This is a genomic window from Caloramator sp. mosi_1 (genome assembly GCF_028622835.1).
In the GTDB taxonomy this organism is placed as follows: domain Bacteria; phylum Bacillota; class Clostridia; order Clostridiales; family Caloramatoraceae; genus Thermobrachium.
In genome coordinates, this window is the sequence record NZ_CP117677.1 from 1,534,228 (window position 1) to 1,554,608 (window position 20,381).

Below are 20,381 nucleotides of genomic sequence, written 5' to 3' on the forward strand. Positions count from 1 at the left end.
TCAATAAGGCTCTTTGTCAATAGTTGGGGCGGGCATTAGATTAGAATGCCTGTCCTTTCTTATTTGATAAGGATTTTAGCAAGATAGATAGGATGAGGGAGTTTACCCTTAAAAAATTGCACGACAAAAAGACCAACGATAGTTGGATTTTCTAAAATACAATATTTAACAGATTACTTGTTACAACAATGAAGAATTCTATTCCTGAATCTATCAAAATTTCTATAGCCGAAGGCTATTCTTTTAATAACTTTGATTTTATTATTAAATCCTTCTATACAAGCATTTGTATAAGGAATATCAAAAGAATTACAAATCTCATTAAAATATCTGATATAGGTATTTGCACATCTTTTGAATTCATTGATACCACTATTTTGTGCAAGTTTAATCCAATCTTTTAAGAGGACACGAGCTTCGTTAGAAGAAGGTGAAGCATCAATAATACTCAATAACTTTTCCTTTAAAGTGTGGGCAATTGCTAATTCACTATTATAAGAAAACATAACTTGTAAAGCTAACTTTGAATCTGTATCAAGTAAGCCATATCTTTTTAAAATAAGCTTTTTATTTCTTTTAAAGTATTTTCTTAATTTAATTGATAGTTCTCTTTGGATACGTTTTCTTACCGCTTCTACTGCCCATATGACTTGTCTAATATAGTGAAATTTATCTATAACAATTACAGCATTTTTGAAATAAGTTTTAGCTAAATCAATATAGGGTTGCCACATATCACAAATAAAGTGTGTAACGCTATTGCGATTTTTAATTTTTCTAAAATAATCTATAAGAATATGCTCTTTTCTATCTTTAATAATGTCTAGTATTTTATGATTAACAGGATCGACTATTGCACAATGATATTTAGAACCACTAGAGTTACCTTTAAATTCATCTATAGATATTATTTTAGGTAAATTAGTAGGAGAAGAGTAAGATACATTATCAAAAATACGTTTTATAGTATCGATAGATAGATTAGTTTTTCTAGCAACTGATGTCATACTATATTCATTAGATAATTCATTAATTACAAACATAGCTAATCTATTAGTTATTCTATGATAACGAGGTAAAAATTCTATATGTTCATAAAATCTTTTGCCGCAGGCATTACAACGATATCTACGTTTTTTAAGAATGATAAAAGTATGTTTAAAGAATAAGGGTATGCCTTTAATACGCTGAATTCTATAATCGTGAACTCTTGTAACTTTGGAATTACAATTAGGGCAAGTATAAATTTTTTCTTAGTTTCTAAGTATATCTCAATGTACGTGTTATTATGAATAATCTTTTTATAATAACATCTTTAAAACCTAATAAATTTTTGATAGAATTATTAGTGTGCACTTGATGGATGCCTCCTTTTAGGTAAGGTTTTTGTTTGGTTACTTTAATTTTACCAGGTGTCTAATCAGGTGCACATATTTTTTGTAAAAAATATGTTGGGGCTACGCCCCAACATTTATTATAGAACCAACATTTGAAAGATAGGTGTTAAGATGAGAACAATTATATCTTTTATTGTTAAGTATGAAACACTAATGGGCTCAATTATAGGGGCATTATTAGCTGCATTTTTGGTATATTAACACAAGTATGGTTAGATAAAAAGAGAAAAAGCAGAAGCTAAAAATATTACTGAATTAGTAAAGTATGAAATGGATTTGAATTACCAATTAGCAAAACAAATGGCAATAACAAAAGAAGGCATATATGAATTTAAAACAGACTATTATGACAGATTTTTAGATAAAATAATGCTAATAAATAATGATATGATAAAAAGTAAGATATTAGATATTTATATTGATTTAAAGTTATATAATGCTGGAATTAATTCGCAATATGGTTTGATTATTAAAAAATTAGAGAATTAAATCAGGTTTCTAAATGGGGACTAAAAATAGAAACTGAAGAAGAATTAAATAGAGAAATTTCAATTTATCAAATGAAAAAATAAAGGAGAAATAAAGGAGTTGGAATTAGCTAATTATCAAGCTAAAGATAAAAGAGGATATTATGGTATAATATGTAGTATAGATAATCTAAGTAATAAAATAGAAAGAGTTTTTAGAAATAACAATTAAACTGTGGAACAGTGCTACAAATTTTAAGTGACAATTCATGAACATGGAAAAAAGAGTAAGAAAATAAATTAAACATATAGTGTCTTAAAAAATTAAGGGGTTGATACCATGGACATAGCCGCCCTATCAATAAACCTAAACCAAGCAAAAGTAGCCCAACAACCAAGCATAGCTGTAATGAAACTTGCAATGGAAACAGGAAAACAAACAGCCAATGAACAAGTGAAGATGATTGAAAAGAGCATAGATCCAAATTTGGGAAAAATAATAGATGTAAGTGTGTGATAAAATGGATAATGAAGAGTTAATACAACAACTAAACTTAATAAAATACAGGCTTAGGATGATAGATTTAATAGAAGAAAAACTATTGAAAATGAGAGCCTTAGCCTGTTTAGTTAAAGAGAAAGAAATGGATAAAGAAGAAATAGATAAGATAAATAAAGAAATACAAAGACTTGCAAAGGAAGTTAATGCATTAGATGAAGAGAGTAGGGTAATGATAAATACGGGGATTTGACTAACCCAAATTGATAGACTTTTATTGAATCAATTAGGGTTCAATTCCCTCGCCTCCAGCAAAACTATACGTTTCATTGATACCATAAGCCTTGAGAAATCAGGGCTTTTTGCTTTTGAATGGCAGCTATATAACATATAACTTTTATCCCTGATTTAGTGCAGGATGAAATTAAAAGAGAAAAGAAGTAAAGGATAAAAGATAGAAGGGAGTTTTTAGGTAAGATTATATGTGGTGACTGTGGAAGTTTTTACGGCAGAAAGTTTTGGGAATCTATGTAAAAACTTAAGAGGGGAATATCGGAGAAAATAAAAGTATTTAAAGAGGTTAGAGTAATCTAGATTCTTTTTATACCGTTTTAAACAGTTGAAGTATATAATTAAAATAATATGTAAATTTAAGTTTATTTATATCAAACAATTAAATGGAATATGGGATATGTAGAATAATGTAGAAAAAAATAGAAAAAATATAGTTGACAATATATATATATATATATAATATTATTGTAAATGAATTGGATATAAATGCTATAAATATCAAAATATATACTTATTTGATAATTATATACGGTAACTTTAGGAGGAATTTTATGTTAAATATTAAGGATGGATAGGAATTAAAAATAAGTAACCTTCTTTCTTTAAGAAAGAAAATGACACAAGAAGAAGTAAAGGAAGAAATGATGAAGATAGGAGAGTTTTTAAATCAAAAAAGTTAATGAAGATTGGACCAGTAGTAACGGCAACATTACAAGTAGAAATGAAAAATGGTCAACTAACTATTGATATGGAAATACTAGTATCAGTAGATAGAGAAATAGAATCTAATAGTACAAGTGAATATAATTTTAAAAAGGTATTTCACTTAGTAAATGCTGTATTTGTAATACATGTTTGGAAAGTAATGTTATTAAAAAACACATATAATGAAATGATGAATTATATAAATACAAATAATTTACAACAATAACTGCAGTATATAATATGACTGTATCTGATATAAAAGATGGACAAGCATTAGATGAGTTAATTGTAGATGTATATTTAGGGGTGAGTTCATATAGCCTATAGTAAATAGGTGTACTATGTGTATATAATCAACCGGTTGATTTATATAAAATAAAGAGCATGTTCTAGAAAATAACCAAGATTTAATAATGTTATTAGGTTATTTAGTAACAATATTTTTAAATTTATATATTTGCTCAAAAAGTTAAGTTGCTTAATTTTGCTAATACAAAACATGTTATTCTCCTCCTCTGTGGATAGTTTTAGATATTTGTATAATTTAATAATGCCACAGTGGAGGAGAATAAAAAGCCTTACGGCTAAAAAAAGTAAAATCATTGGTTGCATAATTCTTCAACCGACTATATAATACAAAAATAAGGAGGTTAAAATATGGTACAAAAGATATTTAAAAAGTCAATTACAGTTTTATTATTAGGCATATCTTTAACAGGTGTGGTTGCTTTAGCAGCATCTCAATCATTAAATAATGGTGGAGCAACATGGTCAGGAGGAATATCAGACGACAAGGTATATTCAAAGATTGTTGATAATAAAGTGGATGGATTGGCATATAAAGCTACTGTTTGGGTAAAAAATGATAAAGGTAATTATAATGAAGTTACAGATAAAACAAAAGGTATGGGTGAATTATATAAAATATATGTTGATATAGGGGCAACACATAGTAGTTTCTTAACACCTAACAAAGCAGGATATAAGAATTTTGAGGTAGTAAAGGCAACTGGAAATTAAATGTATTTAACATTATCAAAATCCAATGCATTAATTTGCATTGGATTTTGATAATAAAATTCATAAAGCTATACAGGGGGATAAAATATTATATGAAGAAGGTATTTAATATAATTGGTATATTATTAGGAATATATTTAATTTATACATTTCTAATATTTGTTAATTCTTCAGAATATCGTTTAAGTAGTGATATATATGATATTTCTATTGATAACAAGAGTATAACATATGTGATAAATTAAAGGAATATGCAGAAAAAAGCGATACAACAATAGTATTAATTAACTTTAAAAATACAAGTTTTTTAATTGTGATCTTGAGTTTACATTTATTAATCCAGATAAAAATATTAAAATGGGTAGACAAAAAGTATTTTACCAGGTCACAAAATTGTATATAAAGATATTAATGATATTAGAGCAGAAAAAGTGAAATATTTTCATGTGATTTTTGCTGACGAAGGAAAAGTTGAGAAGATAAAATATTTATTAGAACAAGATGAATATAAAATTAATTTTATTGAAAAAAGAGATAAAATTAAAATTAGTTGGTCGTTTATTTTTACAGACTTTAATATTAAGTTTTATGGAACACTTATGATGTTATTGTTTTTAAGCATAGTAATGTATTATGTACATAGATTAAAGGAAATTGGAATTTTAAAGTTAAACGGTTGGAGTGACAGAAAAATTATTTCAAGGCTTTTTTTAGAATGTATGGTCAAATAATGCGGTTTAGCTTGATATTAATCATACCTTTTGGTATTTATATTATGTTTGTTGATATAACAAAATTAAATTTATATATTAATCTTATAATAGTTATATATATGCTATTGATTTTGGTTTTTGCTATATCTGCAATTATAAGCATTATTTTTGTAAATAATATTAATCAGGTTCAGGTTATAAAAAACAAAAAATAATAGAATAGTGTTTTACACTTTAATGGCATTTAAGACTATTATTGTAGTAATATTATTAATAACAATTAATACATCAATAGAAAAAATAAATTTGGTTAAGCATACTATATTTAATATTAATAAATTAAGTAAATATAATCTTTATAGTGTAAAAACTTCATGTACCCCAGAAAAAGAGTTAAATGAGAAGATTAATAAAATGATAGATTCTATTGATACTAGTCACTTTTATTTATATAAGGGAGATGAGATAGAATATAATAAACTTAATAAATTCATTTCTAATAAAAACTTAGAAGTTATGAAGAAAAAATTGCAGTTATAATTTCACCTAATATGTTAAAATATTTAAATGTTTTAGATGAAAATGGAGAAAGAGTTTCAGAAAATAGAGTTGATGAAACTACATTATTAATACCATTGCATTACAAAGAATTTGAAAATAAAATTTTAGAAGAATATAATATAGAAGATAGTGTAGCACACAAATATACACATGAAGACATTATATACATTCTAGATGGACAAGTATATAATTCATTTATACATCCAGATATGTATAATTATGATTGTATTTTTATTTTTAGAAATGTTTATAAAGATGAATATTATATATATGGATTTGATTTTTAGATGAATTTGCCGCCAAAAGACTTGAAAAGGGATTTGAAGACATTGGAATAAATGAGGGTAGTATAAATGTTATTCCGCTTAAAGCTGAATACGACCAAAGAATTAATGATTTACAATTGGCTCTTTATGAAAACATTTCTTATGTGTTCAATAGTTTTTAGCATTTTTGGTATGTGTAATTTCATTGGTAATTATTTTTCTTGAACTAAGAAAAAAGAATTTGGTGTATATAAATTTATTGGTAAACAACCTGTTAAAACAATATTAAAGTTTATTACAATGAATTGTGTAGTTACAATAGTCATTGCAGTAATGATAAATCAGATACTTGTATTAATAATATTTATTGAAATTTTAATATACAGCATATATATATATATGTATTTGAATAATAAAGCGATATTATCATTAAAAGGTGAATAATTTGGGAGGGAACACAGTGATTATTAAGTTGGAAAATATAAAAAAAGATATGGAGAAAAAGAAGTTTTAAGAGATTTTAATTTAGAAATAAAAAAGGTGAGTTTATTGGTATAATAGGAAAAAGTGGAGCTGGTAAATCAACATTATTGAATATTATAGGATTATTAGAGGAATGTGATGATGGTAAAGTAATAATTGAAGGAGATGAGATAAAAACAAAAGATAGAAAAAAATACAAAGCTTATTGAAAAATAAAATAGGGTATTTATTTCAAAATTATGCCCTAATAGATGATTTAACGGTGTATGAAAATCTAAAAATAGTATTAGAGGGTAAAGATAAAGAAATGAATAAAAATTAATTTTAGAAGCTTTAAACAAGGTTGAATTAGGAAATATTTTAGATAAAAAAATTTATCAATTATCTGGAGGAGAACAGCAAAGAGTAGCAATAGCTAGATTGATATTAAAAAGAAGTGAAATAATTTTAGCAGATGAGCCTACAGGAAGTTTAGATAGAATAAATGGAAAAAGAATAATGGAATTGCTTAGAGAGTTAAACAATCAAGGTAAGACAATTATTATTGTTACTCATGATGAGCATGTAATTGAATATTGTACACGAGTGATAAATTTATCATAAAAATAGCCCTTGATAACGTCCGTAGATTCGTATAAATTTATTTAAATATAATTAAAACAAACTGGAGATTATTATGGTAGTTAAATCCCATAGTAATTTTTATTTTTATAGGAATTACTAAATAATTAGATAGTGTAACTGTTGTACAATATTATTTTTGTAACCGTCAAAATTAAGAACATAGATATCTCATCCTCCCATTGATAGAATAAAAGCAAATATTATTAATGGGAGGTAATTTATGGGTAAAAAATTAAGCCATGCTAAATGGGAAGAATGTATAAAGGCTAATAATACCTAAAAGGGTGCGTAGCCACAAACTACTCACCCTTTAATATTGCACTCCATAAACAAAATCAAAAATTTCTCTAAAAACATCATTTCAACCTGCCTATACATTTCAAAATCGCCAAAGGTATTTATATTTTTAAATATATACTGTGAGGCTTCCTCAGAAACATTACACATGAGCTTGAATCATAGCAGGGTTTAGACCATGAATATTTTTAAGTAAAGCAATTGGTGCTAGAAGCTCTGCAGCAATCAATAAAAAGACATTTATATAAAGAAAATTTTGACAATCGACAATTATTGACCAAATTTGTTGTTGAATAATAGTATAATTTATCTAATAAACTAACAATGTTTTAATAAAATTATTTATTTTTAGGAGGCGTTCCATGGCCCAAATAGCTTCTTTTAAAGATCTAAATTGAAAGTCTATTCTACAATGAAATTTATGAAGAACTATCTAACTTTATTGAAGAAAATCCTGATAGAATTGAATGTAGTACATACTTTGTAAAATCACCTGATGAAGCGGAGTTATATGATTATAGAGTTAATGCTATTGATATAATACCTTCAGAAGGAAATGAAATAATATTTGATTTGATAGTTGCTGCTGAAGTAAAAATTGCTGAAACTGTAAAAGAGATAGGAGAACTGATGAAACTGAACAATGGTTTATTATATCTTGCAATGCAGAATTAAATAATGGCATAAATAATTTTAACATAAAAAGGGTGGCGGTATATAACAATGATAGGAGTAATTTAAAACTACGTTCTTCAGAAAGTCTAATTCCCATAATAAAGAAGGAAGAACTTGATTTCGTTGCAGAAGTTTTTCTAAAAAATATTTTCCTGAAGCATTAGAAAAACCAATGAAAGTATTACCCCAAATAATTGTAGAACGAATGGGGCTTGAACTATTAGAAATGAATATAACAAAATCATCAAAAGCATTTGGACAAATAGTCTTTGATGATTGTGAATTTGAATACTTTGATATTGAAAAAATAGTTACGAAAAAAATTTATCAAAAAGGAACTATAATAGTAGATCCTAAGAATTATTTTATGCGAAATTTAGGTTCAGTTAATAACACAATAATACACGAGTGTGTGCATTGGGAATTACATAGAAAATACTTTGAACTTGTAAATTTATATAATGAATATAAAAAATATATATTATGCAATATAACTGAAACCACAAAACCAAAACAAGGGTGGAGCCCATATGAAATAATGGAATGGCAAGCCAATGCTTTAGCACCTAGAATATTAATGCCAGCTAAGCAAACAAAAGAAAAAATAGAAGAATTAATTGAAAAGAATAAAAAAGTTTTAAATACTACAAGAAAAACTGATATTTTAGAATCGGTTATATATGAATTAGCTGACTTTTTGGTGTATCAAAACTTGCTGCAAAAATTAGGATGATAGATTTGGGATATCATGAAGTAGAGGGGATATATCTATTTGTTGATAATCATTATGTAACAAGTTATATTTCGGAACAAAACGCATTAAAAAATAATCAAACTTATACAATAGAAGTTCAAGATGCACTTTTTTACTTTATGCAGATGAAAAATTTAAAGAAACTGTAAAAAAGGAAACTTTATATTTATAGACAATCACTTTTGTATTAACGATTCTAAATATATAAAAAGTGATGAATTAGGAAATATAAGTTTAACGGATTATGCAAGAGAACATATAGAAGAATGTTGCTTAATTTTTGATTTTAATTTTAATAAGAATAATAAATATGGATTAGAATTTTATAATGAAAACTTACTTTTTAGAAGCTTAATTTCGGATAAAATAGTTGAGATAAAGTATGATGAAAATAAGCAAAATGAAGAAGTTAAAAAAGGGCAAAAGATTTAAAAGATACAGCTAAGGATATTTTGAAAATTAAGAAGCAACTTCCAAATGATTTTTCTGGGACTTTAGTTGCACATATGAAAAGAAAAAAATGCTCTGTTGAAAAATTAGCAGAATTATCTTTAGTAGGAGAAAAGACAATACAGCGGATGAGAAATGATGAAAATTATCAAGTTAGTTTAGAAAATATAATTGCAATTTGTATAGGACTCCAACTTGAAGAAGAATTTAGTTATGATTTAATTAAAAAAGCAGGTTATAGTTTTAGAGAAACAGAACAACATATAATATATGAATTGTTAATTCGAAATTGTTATATGCATTCAATTCACTATTGCAATGAGATTTTAATGGAAAATAATATGAAACCCTTGGGAACAATGAAATGATAAATAGTTTTTTATATAACCGGACATAAAATGTCTGGTTATTTTTTGATTTAATATATTATTCTCAAGTTCAAACCTTTGAAAATTATAAAAATTATGAAGAAAATAGGACATTCCATGTCCGGGTAAAATTCAATTTTAGATTTAATATTAAATTAAAGAGTTGGCCAACTCAATAAAATCAAACAGATTTTATAAGGAGGGCATATATAATGAACCAATTACAATTGATTGACGAAAGAGAAGTTTTAGGAAAAGATTTTAGAATTTATGGAACTTTAGAAGAACCGTTATTTTTAGCAAAGGACGTGGCAGATTGGATTGAATATAGTGACGTTTCAACAATGATTAGAACTGTAGATGAAAGTGAAAAGCTGATACAAAGAATGTTTGTATCAGGTCAAATTAGAGAAGTATGGTGCCTTACTGAAGATGGCTTATATGAAGTATTAATGCAAAGTAGGAAACCTATAGCAAAGGAGTTCAAGAAAAAGTAAAAGAAATTTTAAAAGATATACGTAAATACGGGGTATATGCTACCAATGATGTAATAGAAAAAATGTTAAAAGACCCAGATACAATGATAAAGACACTACAAGCATTAAAGGAAGAAAGAGAAAAAGTGGCCCAATTAAAAGAAGTAGTTAAAGACCAAGATGAAAAACTTAAGCTTTTAGAAATTTACAGAAACTAAATGAAATGCTAAGGGCCTCGGATATTGGTGCATATTATGGTATTACAGCAAAGGATTTTAACCGTATCATGCAAGATGCAGGTGTTATTAAAAAATAGATTCAAATATTAAAGGAAGAAAAATTTACTATGTAATGACCTCTAAATACAGCCACACTAAGTATTGTCAGGTAATCACTGAAACTTTAGATAATGGTAAAAGAATTAAGACTAATGTATGGACTCAGATTCATTGGAATTTATTGATGGGATTATGAACCAATATGGATACAGATTTGAAATTTAGAAGAAGGGAGATAAATTAATTGGAGTAATATTATTTCCACATCAAATACAAGCATTGGAGCAAACCCAAAATTTAAACAGAGTGGCCTATTATTTGGATATGGGCCTTGGAAAAACCTATGTATGCTCTGAGAAGATGAAACAGCTAAATGCACCATATAATCTTCTAATTTGTCAAAAGTCCAAAATCAAAGACTGGGCGGAGCATTTTAAACTCTACTATGACTACAATGTGGTTATTTATAAAAACCAGACCATTGAATCTATACCAGAACACAGTGTAATTATCATAAATTACGATTTGGTATGGCGTAGGCTACAGTTAAAACAATTAAGGAATTTCACATTAATACTTGATGAATCACAGTATATAAAAAATGAAACATCAAAGAGGTCAAAATTCATATTAAGCCTAAATCCAACTAATGTAATACTACTATCTGGAACACCCACCGGAGGTAGATACGAAGAACTTTGGACTCAAGTCAGACTACTTGGCTGGAACATTAGTAAGAAGGCCTTTTATAATCACTATACAATAATAGAAATGATAGATGTTGGTGGATTTAAAATACCGGTTGTAGTGGGATACAAAAATGTAGATAGACTAAAAGAAAAACTCAAATCATACGGTGCAGTATTTATGAAATCTGACGAAGTATTAGATCTTCCAGAGCAAGTTGAACAAATAATTACAGCTCAAAACACAAAGGAATATAAAATGTTTAAAAAGATAGAATCATCACAATAAATGAAGAAACTTTAGTAGGTGATACATCTTTAACCAAACTATTATACCTAAGGCAGCTATCATCAATTTACAATCCTAATAAACATGAGGTTTTTAAAGATTTAATATTATCAACAGAAGATAGAGTAGTAGTTTTTATAACTTCAAAAAGGAATTTGAAATATTAAAGGGAATCTGTGAATCACAAGAAAAACCTATCTCATATATTAACGGCGATGGTATTGATTTAGAAAACTACGAAACAAAAGAAAATACAATAACATTAGTCCAATATCAAGCTGGAGCAACTGGCATAAATCTTCAAAGGGCAAATAAGGTTATTTATTTTAGCTTACCCTTATCAAGCGACCTTTTGATGCAGTCAAAGAAAAGAATACACAGAATAGGCCAGAGTAGGACATGCTTTTACTACTACCTAATGACTAAAAACAGCATTGAAGAAAAAATATTAGATGTTTTAAAAGAAAGGCAGGATTTTACTTTGGATTTATTTAAGAAGGTGGATGAGTGAAGGAGAAAGAGTTTCAAAGAAAAGTAATAAAATACCTAAAATCAGTTCCAAATACATGGTTCTTTAAAGTATGGGGAGGTGGTTATCAAAGAAGTGGTATTCTGATCTTATATGTTGTATAAATGGAGTTTTTGTAGCAATAGAACTTAAATCAGAAATTGGAAACCCAACAGAACTTCAAAAGATGAACATAAAAAATATAAATTCAGCAGGAGGTATTGGAGTAATTTTATATCCATCAGGATTTGAAACATTTAAAAACTTATAGAGGAGGTGCTTCAGTGCAGTTTTCCCACAGCAGAGTTGAATGTTTTGAAAAGTGCAAATACCAATTCAAACTGCGATATATTGATGGAATAAGGACAATTCCAATGTATGGTGCAGATAGTGCATTAATTGTAGGTTCAGCTATGCACATTGGAATAGAAGAAGGAATAGACAAAATGGAAAGGTTCTATTATAACCAATATCCAGTAATAACTGATGAAAACATAAATGAAGTTATAAAACTATCAAATTTAGTAAATAAGGCAAAAGAAGCCCTAAATTCAATACTGCACAATAAAGAACCAACAGTTATTTATGAATACAAAATAGACTTTCCAGAATTTATAGGATTTGTAGATTTAATTATTAAAAATAAAGATGAAACAATTAGTGTTTATGACTTTAAATACAGCAACAATAAAGAGCATTATCTTAAGTCAAAACAGCTTCATTTGTATAAATACTTCCTTGAAAAATTAGGATTTAAAGTAACAGATTTAGGATATATATTCATTGCTAAAACTTTAATAAGACAGAAGAAAACAGAGGATTTGTATCAGTTTAGAAAGCGGCTAAAAGAAACTTTAGAAAATATGGAAGTTGAGATAGTAAACATAGACTATGATGAAATAAAGGTTAATGAGTTTTTCAGAATATGTGATGAAATTAAAAATGAAACTGAGTTTGAAAAAACACCTTCAAAGCTATGTGAATGGTGTGAATATAAATTGTATTGCGAAGGAGGAGAAACATATATGCTTTTACCTGAAAACAAAAGAAGGGACATAAAAATTGATGAAAACCCTGATATGTGGATTTATGCAGACAGCTATGTTGGAAAATCAACTTTTGTTGATAAGTTTCCAAATCTGATATTTTTAAATACTGATGGTAATACAGATAACACAACAAGTCCAGTTGTAAAAATAGCTGATGAAGTAACATTTGAAGGAAGGCTTAAAAAACAAAAATGGCTTGGGAAGTATTTCTTGATGTAATAACAGAGCTTGAGAGAAAAGATAACACATTTGAAAGAGTATGCATTGATTTAATCGAGGACCTTTATGAACACTGCAGGCTATATATGTATAAAAAATTAGGAATAGACCACGAACAGGACGCAGGCTTTGGAAAGGGATGGGATATGGTAAGGACTGAATTTTTATCAGCAATAAAAAGGCTTAAAAACCTAGGATACCAAGTGATTTATATATCAAAAGAAATTAATACAGAGGTAACATTAAAAAATGGCAACAAGTTAACAACAATAAAACCAAATATCAATGAAAAAATAGCAAATGTGTTAGCTGGAACAGTTGATTTAACAGTTAGAGCATATATGGATGATGATGAAAGATACTTGCTTCTTGAAAAGCAGGAGAACATTTTTGGAGGAGGTAGATTTAATTTTAAAGTCCCAAAAGTGAAATTAGACAAAGATGAGTTTTTAAAAGCCTTAAAAGAGGCACAAGAAGAAGTAAAAGAATCAGATGATGAAAAAAGAGCAGACGCTCAAGAAAAAATAATAATGAGGAGGAAATAAACTATGGCGAGTAATAACCTATTTGCAAAATTTGATAAGGAGTTTGATATTCAAGGCTTAAAGGAAGATTTAAAAAATGTTGGTGCTCAAGAAGGTCAATTTAAAGAAGTTCCATTTGGAGTATATGAAGTTAAGATTGAAAAGATGGAGCTTGTGGAATCAAAGACAGGAAAACCAATGTTATCTTGCTGGATGAGAATATTAGAGGGAGAATACAAAAATTCAATGCTTTTTATGAATCAAGTTTTAAGTTCAGCTTATGGGATACATACAGCTAATGAATTTTTAAGGTCACTTGATTCAGGTATTGATGTAGAGTTTGAAAGCTTTACACAATATAACAACCTAATACTTGATATTTATGAAGCAATAGAAGGTAATTTAGAATATGCAGTAGAATATGGGGAAACCAACAAAGGATATAAGACTTTTAAAATAACTGAAGTTTTTGAGGTTTAATCGTATGATTCTATTCTTTGACGCAGAAGTCTTTCCCCACGACTGGCTCTTCGTCATAATAGACCCAACGACACATCAAAACATGTCTTCATAAATGATGCTAAGAAATTAGCATCATTTTATGAAGAACATAAAGACTATATATGGATAGGCTACAACAGCCACCATTATGACCAGTATATTTTAAAAGGAATCCTTTGTGGTTTCAACCCAATAGACATCTCAAATTATATTATATCAGAAAAAAGGCAAGGATGGCAGTATAGTTCATTATTTCAAAAGATACAGCTTTATGAATTTGACATTATGACAACAACTCATGGCCTAAAGGAACTTGAAGGATTTATGGGAAATGACATTAGAGAAAGCACAGTAAGTTTTACAATAGATAGAAAGTTAACAGATAAAGAATTAGATGAAGTAATTAAATACTGCACCCACGATGTAGAGCAGACAATGGAGATATTTATTCATAGAAAAGAAGAATTTGAAACACATATTGCCCTATTAAAGGCTTTCAAATTACCGCTTAAATATATAAGCAAAACAAAGGCACAACTATCATCCATTATATTAAAGGCAAACAAAGTAAACAGAGATGATGAATTTGAAATTAATATTCCAAGTAATTTAAAGATCAACAAATATAAAGAAGTTGTTGAGTGGTATAAAAATCCTACAAATCACAACTATGATAAATACTTAGAAGTTAATGTTAGTGACGTTCCTCATGTATTTGCATGGGGTGGGCTTCATGGTGCAAAAGAAAATATATAGGTGAAGGAATAATATTAAACGTTGATGTAGTTTCATTTTATCCAACACTTATGATAGAATATGGATTTTTATCAAGAAATGTAGTTGATTCTAATTTATATAAACAAATATATGAAGAAAGAATTAGATTAAAGGTTGAAAATAACCCTCTGCATAAGCCATATAAAATTGTTTTAAATTCTACCTATGGTGCTATGAAACATAAATATAACAACCTATATGACCCAAGGCAGGCTAATAACGTGTGTGTAGTTGGGCAACTTCTTTTATTAGATTTAATAGAGAAGTTAGAACCGCACTGGATGTTAATTCAATCTAATACTGACGGTTTGATAGGGAAAATAAAAAGGATATCAGATTTAGACAAAATTAAAGAAATATGCAGAGAATGGGAAGAAAGAACTCATATGAAACTTGAATTTGAAACTTTTAAGAAGATATATCAAAAGGATGTAAACAACTATATTTTAATTCATGAAGATGGAAGTTTTAAATCAAAGGGAGCTTATGTTAAAACTTTAAATGAAATAGACAATGACCTTCCAATTGTTAATATGGCATTAAAAGAATATTTTATAAACAAAACACCAGTAGAAGAAACAATTAATAACTGCAAAGACTTATTAATGTTTCAAAAGGTAGTTAAGCTAACCTATAAATATTCACATGCCTTATATGGGGACAAACCATTAAAGGAAAAAACATTAAGAGTTTTTGCATCAAAGAATGAGGATGATAAAGGTGTATTTAAAGTTAAACCAAATGGCAGAGTTGAAAAAATAGCAAATACACCAGAAAAATGTTTTATATTAAATGACAGTGTAATAGGGAAAAGAGTGCCAAGAAGGCTTGATAAGGAGTGGTATATAAATTTAGCAAAGAAAAGAATTGAGGATTTTGTGGGTAAATCAGATTAAAAGTTATATGAATTTGGGAAGTTACTACCCAAAAGGGGTTGTTTTAAGATAATTCAATACTTATTTTAAGATGATTTATAGTAATAAAACTATAAATTTTGATGGTTAAACAGCCCCAAAAGTATACGAAAATGGGAAGAAAAATTATATTTTTACTATGCATTTTATACCAAAAAGGTGGTGAAAATACTATGGATATTTTTAAAGGATATATTCCTTTAAAAGGCAAAAACCATTAGAAGAATATAAGGATAGAAATAAATTTTATTGTTATGATTATATTAGAAGAACAAATAATGATTATGGGGCAGTTTTAAAAGATGATATTATTCAAATAGACTTTGATAATAAGAAGGAAGCAGAAATTGTAAAAAATATAATAACGGATTTAAACATTAAATGCTGCATATTAAAGACTGACAGAGGGATGCATTTTTATTTTAAAAACACAGATTTAAAAACAAGAAAAATCAAGACAAAGACTCCTTTAGGACTAACAGTTGACATAGGACTTGGCTCAAAAATTGTATTGTGCCATTAAGAGTAAATGGTGTAACAAGAAGATGGCTAAACAAAATAGATGAAGTTGACTATCTTCCAGAATGGCTTAGACCATTAAAAACAGCACCAGATTTTTTAAATATGAAAGAAGGAGACGGAAGAAATCAAGCATTATTCAATTATATATTAACCCTTCAATCAGAAGGCTTTAGTAAGGATAGTATTAAAAACATTATAAATATCATAAACAAATATATTTTAAAAGAACCATTAGAGCAAAGGGAACTTGATACAATACTTCGTGATGAAGCATTTTTAAAACCTTTGTTTTATCAAAAGTCAAAATTCTTACGATGACCAGTTTGCAAGATTTATAAGGGATGAAGAGCATATTATAAAAATAAACAATCAGCTTCATATATACAAAGATGGTATATATGTGAGTGATTCTTTGATTATAGAATCTGCTATGATAAAACACCTGCCAGAATTAAATAAAGCAAAACGAACAGAAACGTTAAATTACCTTGAATTAATAACAGATACAGTATCACCAAGTAGAGAAGATTATAACAAAATTGCATTTAACAATGGAGTATATGACATATCGGATAATAATTTTAAAGAACATTCTCACCAATATATAATTACCAATAAAATCCCTTGGGATTTTAATCCAAATGCTTATTCGGAACTTGCAGATAAAACATTAAACAAAATTAGTTGCAATGATACTGAAATTAGAAGTCTTCTTGAAGAACTAATAGGATACACATTCTATAGAAGAAACATAATAGGAAAGGCGTTTATACTAACAGGAGAAAAGCAAAATGGTAAATCAACATTTTTAGATATGATAACGGCCCTGCTTGGAACAGACAATATTTCAGCACTTGATTTAAAAGAACTTGGAGAAAGGTTTAAAACAGCAGAACTATTTGGTAAACTTGCAAACATTGGTGATGATATAGGGGACGAATTTATAGCAGAGCCTTCGTTTTTAAGAAACTTGTTACAGGAGATAGAATAAATGTAGAGAAAAAGGCAAAGACCCATTTGATTTTAACAATTATTCAAAATTATTATTTTCTGCAAATAATATTCCGAGGATAAGAGATAAAACAGGTGCAGTCCAAAGAAGGCTTTTAATAATACCTTTCAATGCAAAGTTTTCAGAAGATGACCCTGATTTTAGACCAGAAATAAAGTATGAACTTAGAAACAGCGAAGTAATGGAATACTTAATTTTATTAGGGATTGAGGGTCTTAAAAGATTAATGAAGAATAAGAAATTTACCAAGTCGATTGAAGTGGAAAGAGAACTTAAAGAATATGAAAAGTTGAATAATCCAATAATAGAGTTTTATGAAGAGTATGAGGATAAAATTGAGAGTGAGCCAACCAAGGAAGTATATAAGAAGTATCTTGAATTTTGTATAAATAACAACAACCAGCCGCTGAGTCAGATTGAGTTTTCAAGGCAGATTGTCAAAAGGTTTGGATTTAAAATAGAAGATAGAAAAATTAATGGTAACAAATACAGAATATTTATTAAGAGTTCAAGATAGGTTCAAGAAAAGTTCAAGATGGGTTCAAGATTAAACATAGATATATCAAGGCGGTTCAAGATGTTCAAGATGTCTATATCTTTTATTTATATATTAATAAATATAAAAAATATGTATATATAAATAAAATAATATATATATAATATATAACATCTTATCCTGAACCGTAACCTGTAAAAAATTAGAAATATAGCGGAGGAATAAATATGCCAAGAAGAGCGAAAGAAAAATATAAAAACGATGCCAAGGATTGTTTTGCATATAGAAACAAAAGATGCACAGTGTTAACCTCTACAGACTGTGTTGGATGCAAATTTTACAAAACACGTGAGCAATATAAATTAGACATCGCAAAAGCAATGGACAGGCTTAATTCATTAGACAAAGAATTCAAATCCTACTTTATGGAAAAATATTATTTACACAAGGGGATGAAGTGATGAGGGCAAAGGAATTTTTACAACAAGCAATATGGCTTGATAAATTAATAGATAGTAAACTAGAACAACTTGAAAAATTAGAGGCTTTAGCACAAAAGACAACAGTTGACTCAACTAAAGAAAGAGTTTCAGGAGGAAGTGGTGCAACAAGTCCTATGGAGAATGTTGTGGTAAAGATAATAGAGCTTAAAAAGAAATTAATAACGACATAGATAGATTAATTGACCTTAAAAGAGAAATAGCTGAAATAATCTCAAGGTTAGATGAGCCAAGCTATCAACTTATACTTGAAATGAGATATGTAAATAACAAGGATTGGGAAGATATAGCATATGAAATGAATGTTGGAATAAGAACTATTTATAGGCTGCATGGCAAAGCATTAAAAGAAATCGAATTAAGAAACTTTACCCCAAAAAATGGCAGTAAAAGTCACTAAATGTCATTGAAAGTCATGTAATAAATGTGATAGTATTAAGATGAAAAGATATATCGACTATGATACTGCATAATACGCCGAGGGTAGCAGTATCTTAAGCCTGAGGGTTTGCCCTTGGGCTTTTTTAAAATAAAATCATTGAGAGAGGTGCTGCGGATGGAAAATTTAAGATTTATACTTGTTTGTGAAAACTGTGGAGAAAGAATAGAACTTAAAGATAAAATAACCGATAAAGAAATATCAGATTCTTTTGAAATCATTGCAGATGATGAAGGAAGAATTCATATAAGGTGTAATAAATGTGGTAATAAGATTTGTTTTTAAAAATTATAAGTTTTGAAATTCGCCACTAAAAGGCAGTAAAATTCACTAAAAGACACTATTAATCACTCTTGAATTATGATATAGTTATAATAGAGAAAATATATTAAAAAGCCACTTTGGGGAAGCCTAAGGTGGCTTTTTAAATGCCTTTAACGAGGGGGATGTGTAGTGACAATGCAGGAATACTTTAAGATAGATAAATTTATAAATTCTAAAATTGAACAGCTATTATCCTTAAAAAGCTTAAGGATAAAGTTAAAATTAGAATTCAGATATGGAAAATATATTGACAAAAATAAAAGATTTAGAATCACAAATTGAGTCAGAAATAGATAAACTATTAGAGTAAAAAAGAAGTAATGACTATGATAAAGGAAGTTGACAATATGGAATATCAAACACTTTTAGAATCAAGATACCTTTGTTTTAAGCCTTGGGAACAGATAGCGGTAGAGATGGGATATGATTTGGGATATGTATATAAACTTCATAAACGAGCACTTAAAAAGTGCAATATAAATCAAAAACTCGCCAGTAAAAGCCACTAAAAGACATTGAAAGCCACTTTTGAATTATGATATAGTTATAATAGAGAAGCTGTTGCAGAAAAATCTACGATGGCTTTTTTATTGGAGGTAATCATAATGAAAGCTAAAAGAAAACAAAGCAAGTGCTATAAATGCGTATGGGGAACATGGTTTATCACCTGAATTGGTGTTTTGCATGTTCCCTTGTTGTTTTAAGGAAGGTGAAAGCCGTGCCAAGAAAACCAAAACGACCTTGTAGCTATCCCCGGCTGCCCTGAACTTACCCATGATAGGTATTGTGAAAAGCATGAGAAGGAGATGGCAAAGGAATACAACAGAAACAACAGGACCTACAAGTATTTATACAACACTGCAAGGTGGAAGAAACTAAGGATACAGTTTTTAAAAGAACATCCACTGTGTGAAGAATGTAAAAGGAATGGAGTTATTACTGCATCAGAAGTAGTAGACCATATTATACCCCACAGGGGTAACAAAGAATTGTTTTGGGATGAAGATAACCTTCAGGCTCTTTGCAAAGAGTGTCATGATAGAAAAACAGCAAAGGAAGATGGTAGATGGGGAAGAAAAGATAAGATATATACCTATTGAACTTATCAACAACACCTGTGGATAAGTTGTGGACAACCTTGTGAATAAATAATATACCCAAGGGGGTATAAATCTCTAAGCCTTGAGCCACAAGGTCGGGCGGGCCCCTCTACGCAAAAATTCGCAAAATTACAGGGTGGGGGTTATATGCTGTCAGCCTTTGAAAAATCAAGGTTTTAGGGTGATAAAAACAA

The 20,381-nt window shown here is 28.3% G+C and carries 35 protein-coding genes; 34 read left to right on the forward strand and 1 reads right to left on the reverse strand.

Annotated features, from left to right (window positions below):
- Positions 1-173: 173 nt before the first annotated feature.
- Positions 174-1,247, reverse strand: a complete 1,074-nt coding sequence (locus tag PL321_RS10935) for an ISL3 family transposase (RefSeq protein ID WP_273964535.1) — start codon at positions 1,245-1,247, stop codon at positions 174-176.
- Between the two features lie 450 nt (positions 1,248-1,697).
- Here PL321_RS10935 and PL321_RS10940 point away from each other — a divergent pair, with 450 nt between their 5' ends.
- The 34 genes from PL321_RS10940 to PL321_RS11100 all read left to right on the forward strand — a co-directional run bounded on the left by PL321_RS10940 (position 1,698) and on the right by PL321_RS11100 (position 20,187).
- Complete coding sequence (locus tag PL321_RS10940) at positions 1,698-1,886, forward strand: hypothetical protein (RefSeq protein WP_273962047.1); 189 nt, start codon at positions 1,698-1,700, stop codon at positions 1,884-1,886.
- Positions 1,887-2,204: 318 nt separating this feature from the next.
- Positions 2,205-2,381, forward strand: coding sequence for a YjfB family protein (locus PL321_RS10945; RefSeq protein ID WP_273962048.1), 177 nt, complete (start codon positions 2,205-2,207; stop codon positions 2,379-2,381).
- A gap of 4 nt (positions 2,382-2,385) precedes the next feature.
- Positions 2,386-2,616 carry a hypothetical protein gene (locus PL321_RS10950; RefSeq protein WP_273962049.1) on the forward strand — a complete coding sequence of 77 codons (231 nt, stop codon included), beginning with the start codon at positions 2,386-2,388 and terminating at the stop codon, positions 2,614-2,616.
- Between the two features lie 720 nt (positions 2,617-3,336).
- Positions 3,337-3,588, forward strand: a complete 252-nt coding sequence (locus PL321_RS10955) for a hypothetical protein (protein WP_273962050.1) — start codon at positions 3,337-3,339, stop codon at positions 3,586-3,588.
- A gap of 431 nt (positions 3,589-4,019) precedes the next feature.
- Positions 4,020-4,382, forward strand: coding sequence for a hypothetical protein (locus tag PL321_RS10960; protein WP_273962051.1), 363 nt, complete (start codon positions 4,020-4,022; stop codon positions 4,380-4,382).
- A 92-nt stretch (positions 4,383-4,474) separates the two neighbouring features.
- Positions 4,475-4,627 (forward strand): hypothetical protein, encoded by a 153-nt coding sequence (locus PL321_RS10965; RefSeq protein WP_273962052.1) that lies wholly within the window; start codon positions 4,475-4,477, stop codon positions 4,625-4,627.
- A 186-nt stretch (positions 4,628-4,813) separates the two neighbouring features.
- Positions 4,814-5,113: a hypothetical protein gene (locus PL321_RS10970; RefSeq protein WP_273962053.1), complete on the forward strand. Its 300-nt coding sequence runs from the start codon at positions 4,814-4,816 to the stop codon at positions 5,111-5,113.
- Positions 5,114-5,317: 204 nt separating this feature from the next.
- A complete protein-coding gene (locus tag PL321_RS10975; RefSeq protein ID WP_273962054.1) occupies positions 5,318-5,635 on the forward strand; it encodes a hypothetical protein in 318 nt (105 codons plus the stop codon).
- Between the two features lie 11 nt (positions 5,636-5,646).
- Positions 5,647-5,943 carry a hypothetical protein gene (locus PL321_RS10980; RefSeq protein WP_273962055.1) on the forward strand — a complete coding sequence of 99 codons (297 nt, stop codon included), beginning with the start codon at positions 5,647-5,649 and terminating at the stop codon, positions 5,941-5,943.
- Positions 5,944-6,512: 569 nt separating this feature from the next.
- Entirely contained in the window at positions 6,513-6,614 is a 102-nt protein-coding gene (locus PL321_RS10985; RefSeq protein ID WP_273962056.1) for a hypothetical protein, read from the forward strand.
- Positions 6,615-6,825: 211 nt separating this feature from the next.
- Positions 6,826-7,008, forward strand: a complete 183-nt coding sequence (locus tag PL321_RS10990; protein ID WP_273962057.1) for a hypothetical protein — start codon at positions 6,826-6,828, stop codon at positions 7,006-7,008.
- A gap of 1,165 nt (positions 7,009-8,173) precedes the next feature.
- Positions 8,174-8,734, forward strand: a complete 561-nt coding sequence (locus PL321_RS10995; RefSeq protein WP_273962058.1) for an ImmA/IrrE family metallo-endopeptidase — start codon at positions 8,174-8,176, stop codon at positions 8,732-8,734.
- Entirely contained in the window at positions 8,731-8,904 is a 174-nt protein-coding gene (locus tag PL321_RS11000) for a hypothetical protein (protein WP_273962059.1), read from the forward strand. The genes PL321_RS10995 and PL321_RS11000 overlap by 4 nt, the downstream gene beginning before the upstream one ends.
- 303 nt (positions 8,905-9,207) lie before the next feature.
- A complete protein-coding gene (locus tag PL321_RS11005) occupies positions 9,208-9,573 on the forward strand; it encodes a helix-turn-helix domain-containing protein (RefSeq protein ID WP_273962060.1) in 366 nt (121 codons plus the stop codon).
- A gap of 212 nt (positions 9,574-9,785) precedes the next feature.
- Complete coding sequence (locus PL321_RS11010) at positions 9,786-10,070, forward strand: BRO-N domain-containing protein (protein WP_273962061.1); 285 nt, start codon at positions 9,786-9,788, stop codon at positions 10,068-10,070.
- Between the two features lie 62 nt (positions 10,071-10,132).
- A complete protein-coding gene (locus PL321_RS11015; protein WP_273962062.1) occupies positions 10,133-10,267 on the forward strand; it encodes a hypothetical protein in 135 nt (44 codons plus the stop codon).
- Positions 10,268-10,633: 366 nt separating this feature from the next.
- A complete protein-coding gene (locus PL321_RS20015; protein ID WP_337961155.1) occupies positions 10,634-11,302 on the forward strand; it encodes an SNF2-related protein in 669 nt (222 codons plus the stop codon).
- 256 nt (positions 11,303-11,558) lie between these two features.
- Entirely contained in the window at positions 11,559-11,813 is a 255-nt protein-coding gene (locus PL321_RS20020) for a helicase-related protein (RefSeq protein WP_337961156.1), read from the forward strand.
- A gap of 70 nt (positions 11,814-11,883) precedes the next feature.
- Positions 11,884-12,081: a hypothetical protein gene (locus tag PL321_RS11025; protein ID WP_273962063.1), complete on the forward strand. Its 198-nt coding sequence runs from the start codon at positions 11,884-11,886 to the stop codon at positions 12,079-12,081.
- A 13-nt stretch (positions 12,082-12,094) separates the two neighbouring features.
- On the forward strand, positions 12,095-13,078 hold the full coding sequence (locus tag PL321_RS11030) for a PD-(D/E)XK nuclease family protein (protein WP_273962064.1): 984 nt from the start codon (positions 12,095-12,097) through the stop codon (positions 13,076-13,078).
- Positions 13,051-13,623 carry an ATP-binding protein gene (locus PL321_RS11035; protein ID WP_273962065.1) on the forward strand — a complete coding sequence of 191 codons (573 nt, stop codon included), beginning with the start codon at positions 13,051-13,053 and terminating at the stop codon, positions 13,621-13,623. Before PL321_RS11030 ends, PL321_RS11035 begins: the two co-directional genes overlap by 28 nt.
- A gap of 3 nt (positions 13,624-13,626) precedes the next feature.
- Entirely contained in the window at positions 13,627-14,082 is a 456-nt protein-coding gene (locus tag PL321_RS11040) for a DUF669 domain-containing protein (protein ID WP_273962066.1), read from the forward strand.
- A 306-nt stretch (positions 14,083-14,388) separates the two neighbouring features.
- Positions 14,389-14,859 carry a hypothetical protein gene (locus tag PL321_RS11045; protein ID WP_273962067.1) on the forward strand — a complete coding sequence of 157 codons (471 nt, stop codon included), beginning with the start codon at positions 14,389-14,391 and terminating at the stop codon, positions 14,857-14,859.
- Entirely contained in the window at positions 14,823-15,776 is a 954-nt protein-coding gene (locus PL321_RS11050) for a hypothetical protein (RefSeq protein ID WP_273962068.1), read from the forward strand. The genes PL321_RS11045 and PL321_RS11050 overlap by 37 nt, the downstream gene beginning before the upstream one ends.
- Positions 15,777-16,307: 531 nt before the next feature.
- Positions 16,308-16,634, forward strand: coding sequence for a primase C-terminal domain-containing protein (locus PL321_RS11055; RefSeq protein WP_273962069.1), 327 nt, complete (start codon positions 16,308-16,310; stop codon positions 16,632-16,634).
- A gap of 82 nt (positions 16,635-16,716) precedes the next feature.
- Positions 16,717-17,307: a DUF5906 domain-containing protein gene (locus PL321_RS11060; protein WP_273962070.1), complete on the forward strand. Its 591-nt coding sequence runs from the start codon at positions 16,717-16,719 to the stop codon at positions 17,305-17,307.
- Between the two features lie 247 nt (positions 17,308-17,554).
- Complete coding sequence (locus PL321_RS11065) at positions 17,555-17,845, forward strand: primase-like DNA-binding domain-containing protein (protein WP_273962071.1); 291 nt, start codon at positions 17,555-17,557, stop codon at positions 17,843-17,845.
- 206 nt (positions 17,846-18,051) lie between these two features.
- The gene (locus tag PL321_RS11070; RefSeq protein WP_273962072.1) at positions 18,052-18,285 is read left to right on the forward strand and encodes a hypothetical protein; all 234 of its coding nucleotides are present in this window, start codon (positions 18,052-18,054) and stop codon (positions 18,283-18,285) included.
- Complete coding sequence (locus tag PL321_RS11075) at positions 18,285-18,497, forward strand: hypothetical protein (RefSeq protein ID WP_273962073.1); 213 nt, start codon at positions 18,285-18,287, stop codon at positions 18,495-18,497. Before PL321_RS11070 ends, PL321_RS11075 begins: the two co-directional genes overlap by 1 nt.
- Before the next feature lie 38 nt (positions 18,498-18,535).
- The gene (locus PL321_RS11080) at positions 18,536-18,724 is read left to right on the forward strand and encodes a DUF1492 domain-containing protein (protein WP_273964536.1); all 189 of its coding nucleotides are present in this window, start codon (positions 18,536-18,538) and stop codon (positions 18,722-18,724) included.
- 156 nt (positions 18,725-18,880) lie between these two features.
- A complete protein-coding gene (locus tag PL321_RS11085) occupies positions 18,881-19,048 on the forward strand; it encodes a hypothetical protein (RefSeq protein ID WP_273962074.1) in 168 nt (55 codons plus the stop codon).
- Between the two features lie 168 nt (positions 19,049-19,216).
- Positions 19,217-19,369, forward strand: a complete 153-nt coding sequence (locus PL321_RS11090; RefSeq protein ID WP_273962075.1) for a hypothetical protein — start codon at positions 19,217-19,219, stop codon at positions 19,367-19,369.
- Positions 19,370-19,413: 44 nt separating this feature from the next.
- Positions 19,414-19,596 carry a hypothetical protein gene (locus PL321_RS11095; protein ID WP_273962076.1) on the forward strand — a complete coding sequence of 61 codons (183 nt, stop codon included), beginning with the start codon at positions 19,414-19,416 and terminating at the stop codon, positions 19,594-19,596.
- 297 nt (positions 19,597-19,893) lie between these two features.
- Entirely contained in the window at positions 19,894-20,187 is a 294-nt protein-coding gene (locus PL321_RS11100) for an HNH endonuclease (protein ID WP_337960807.1), read from the forward strand.
- Positions 20,188-20,381: the final 194 nt, after the last annotated feature.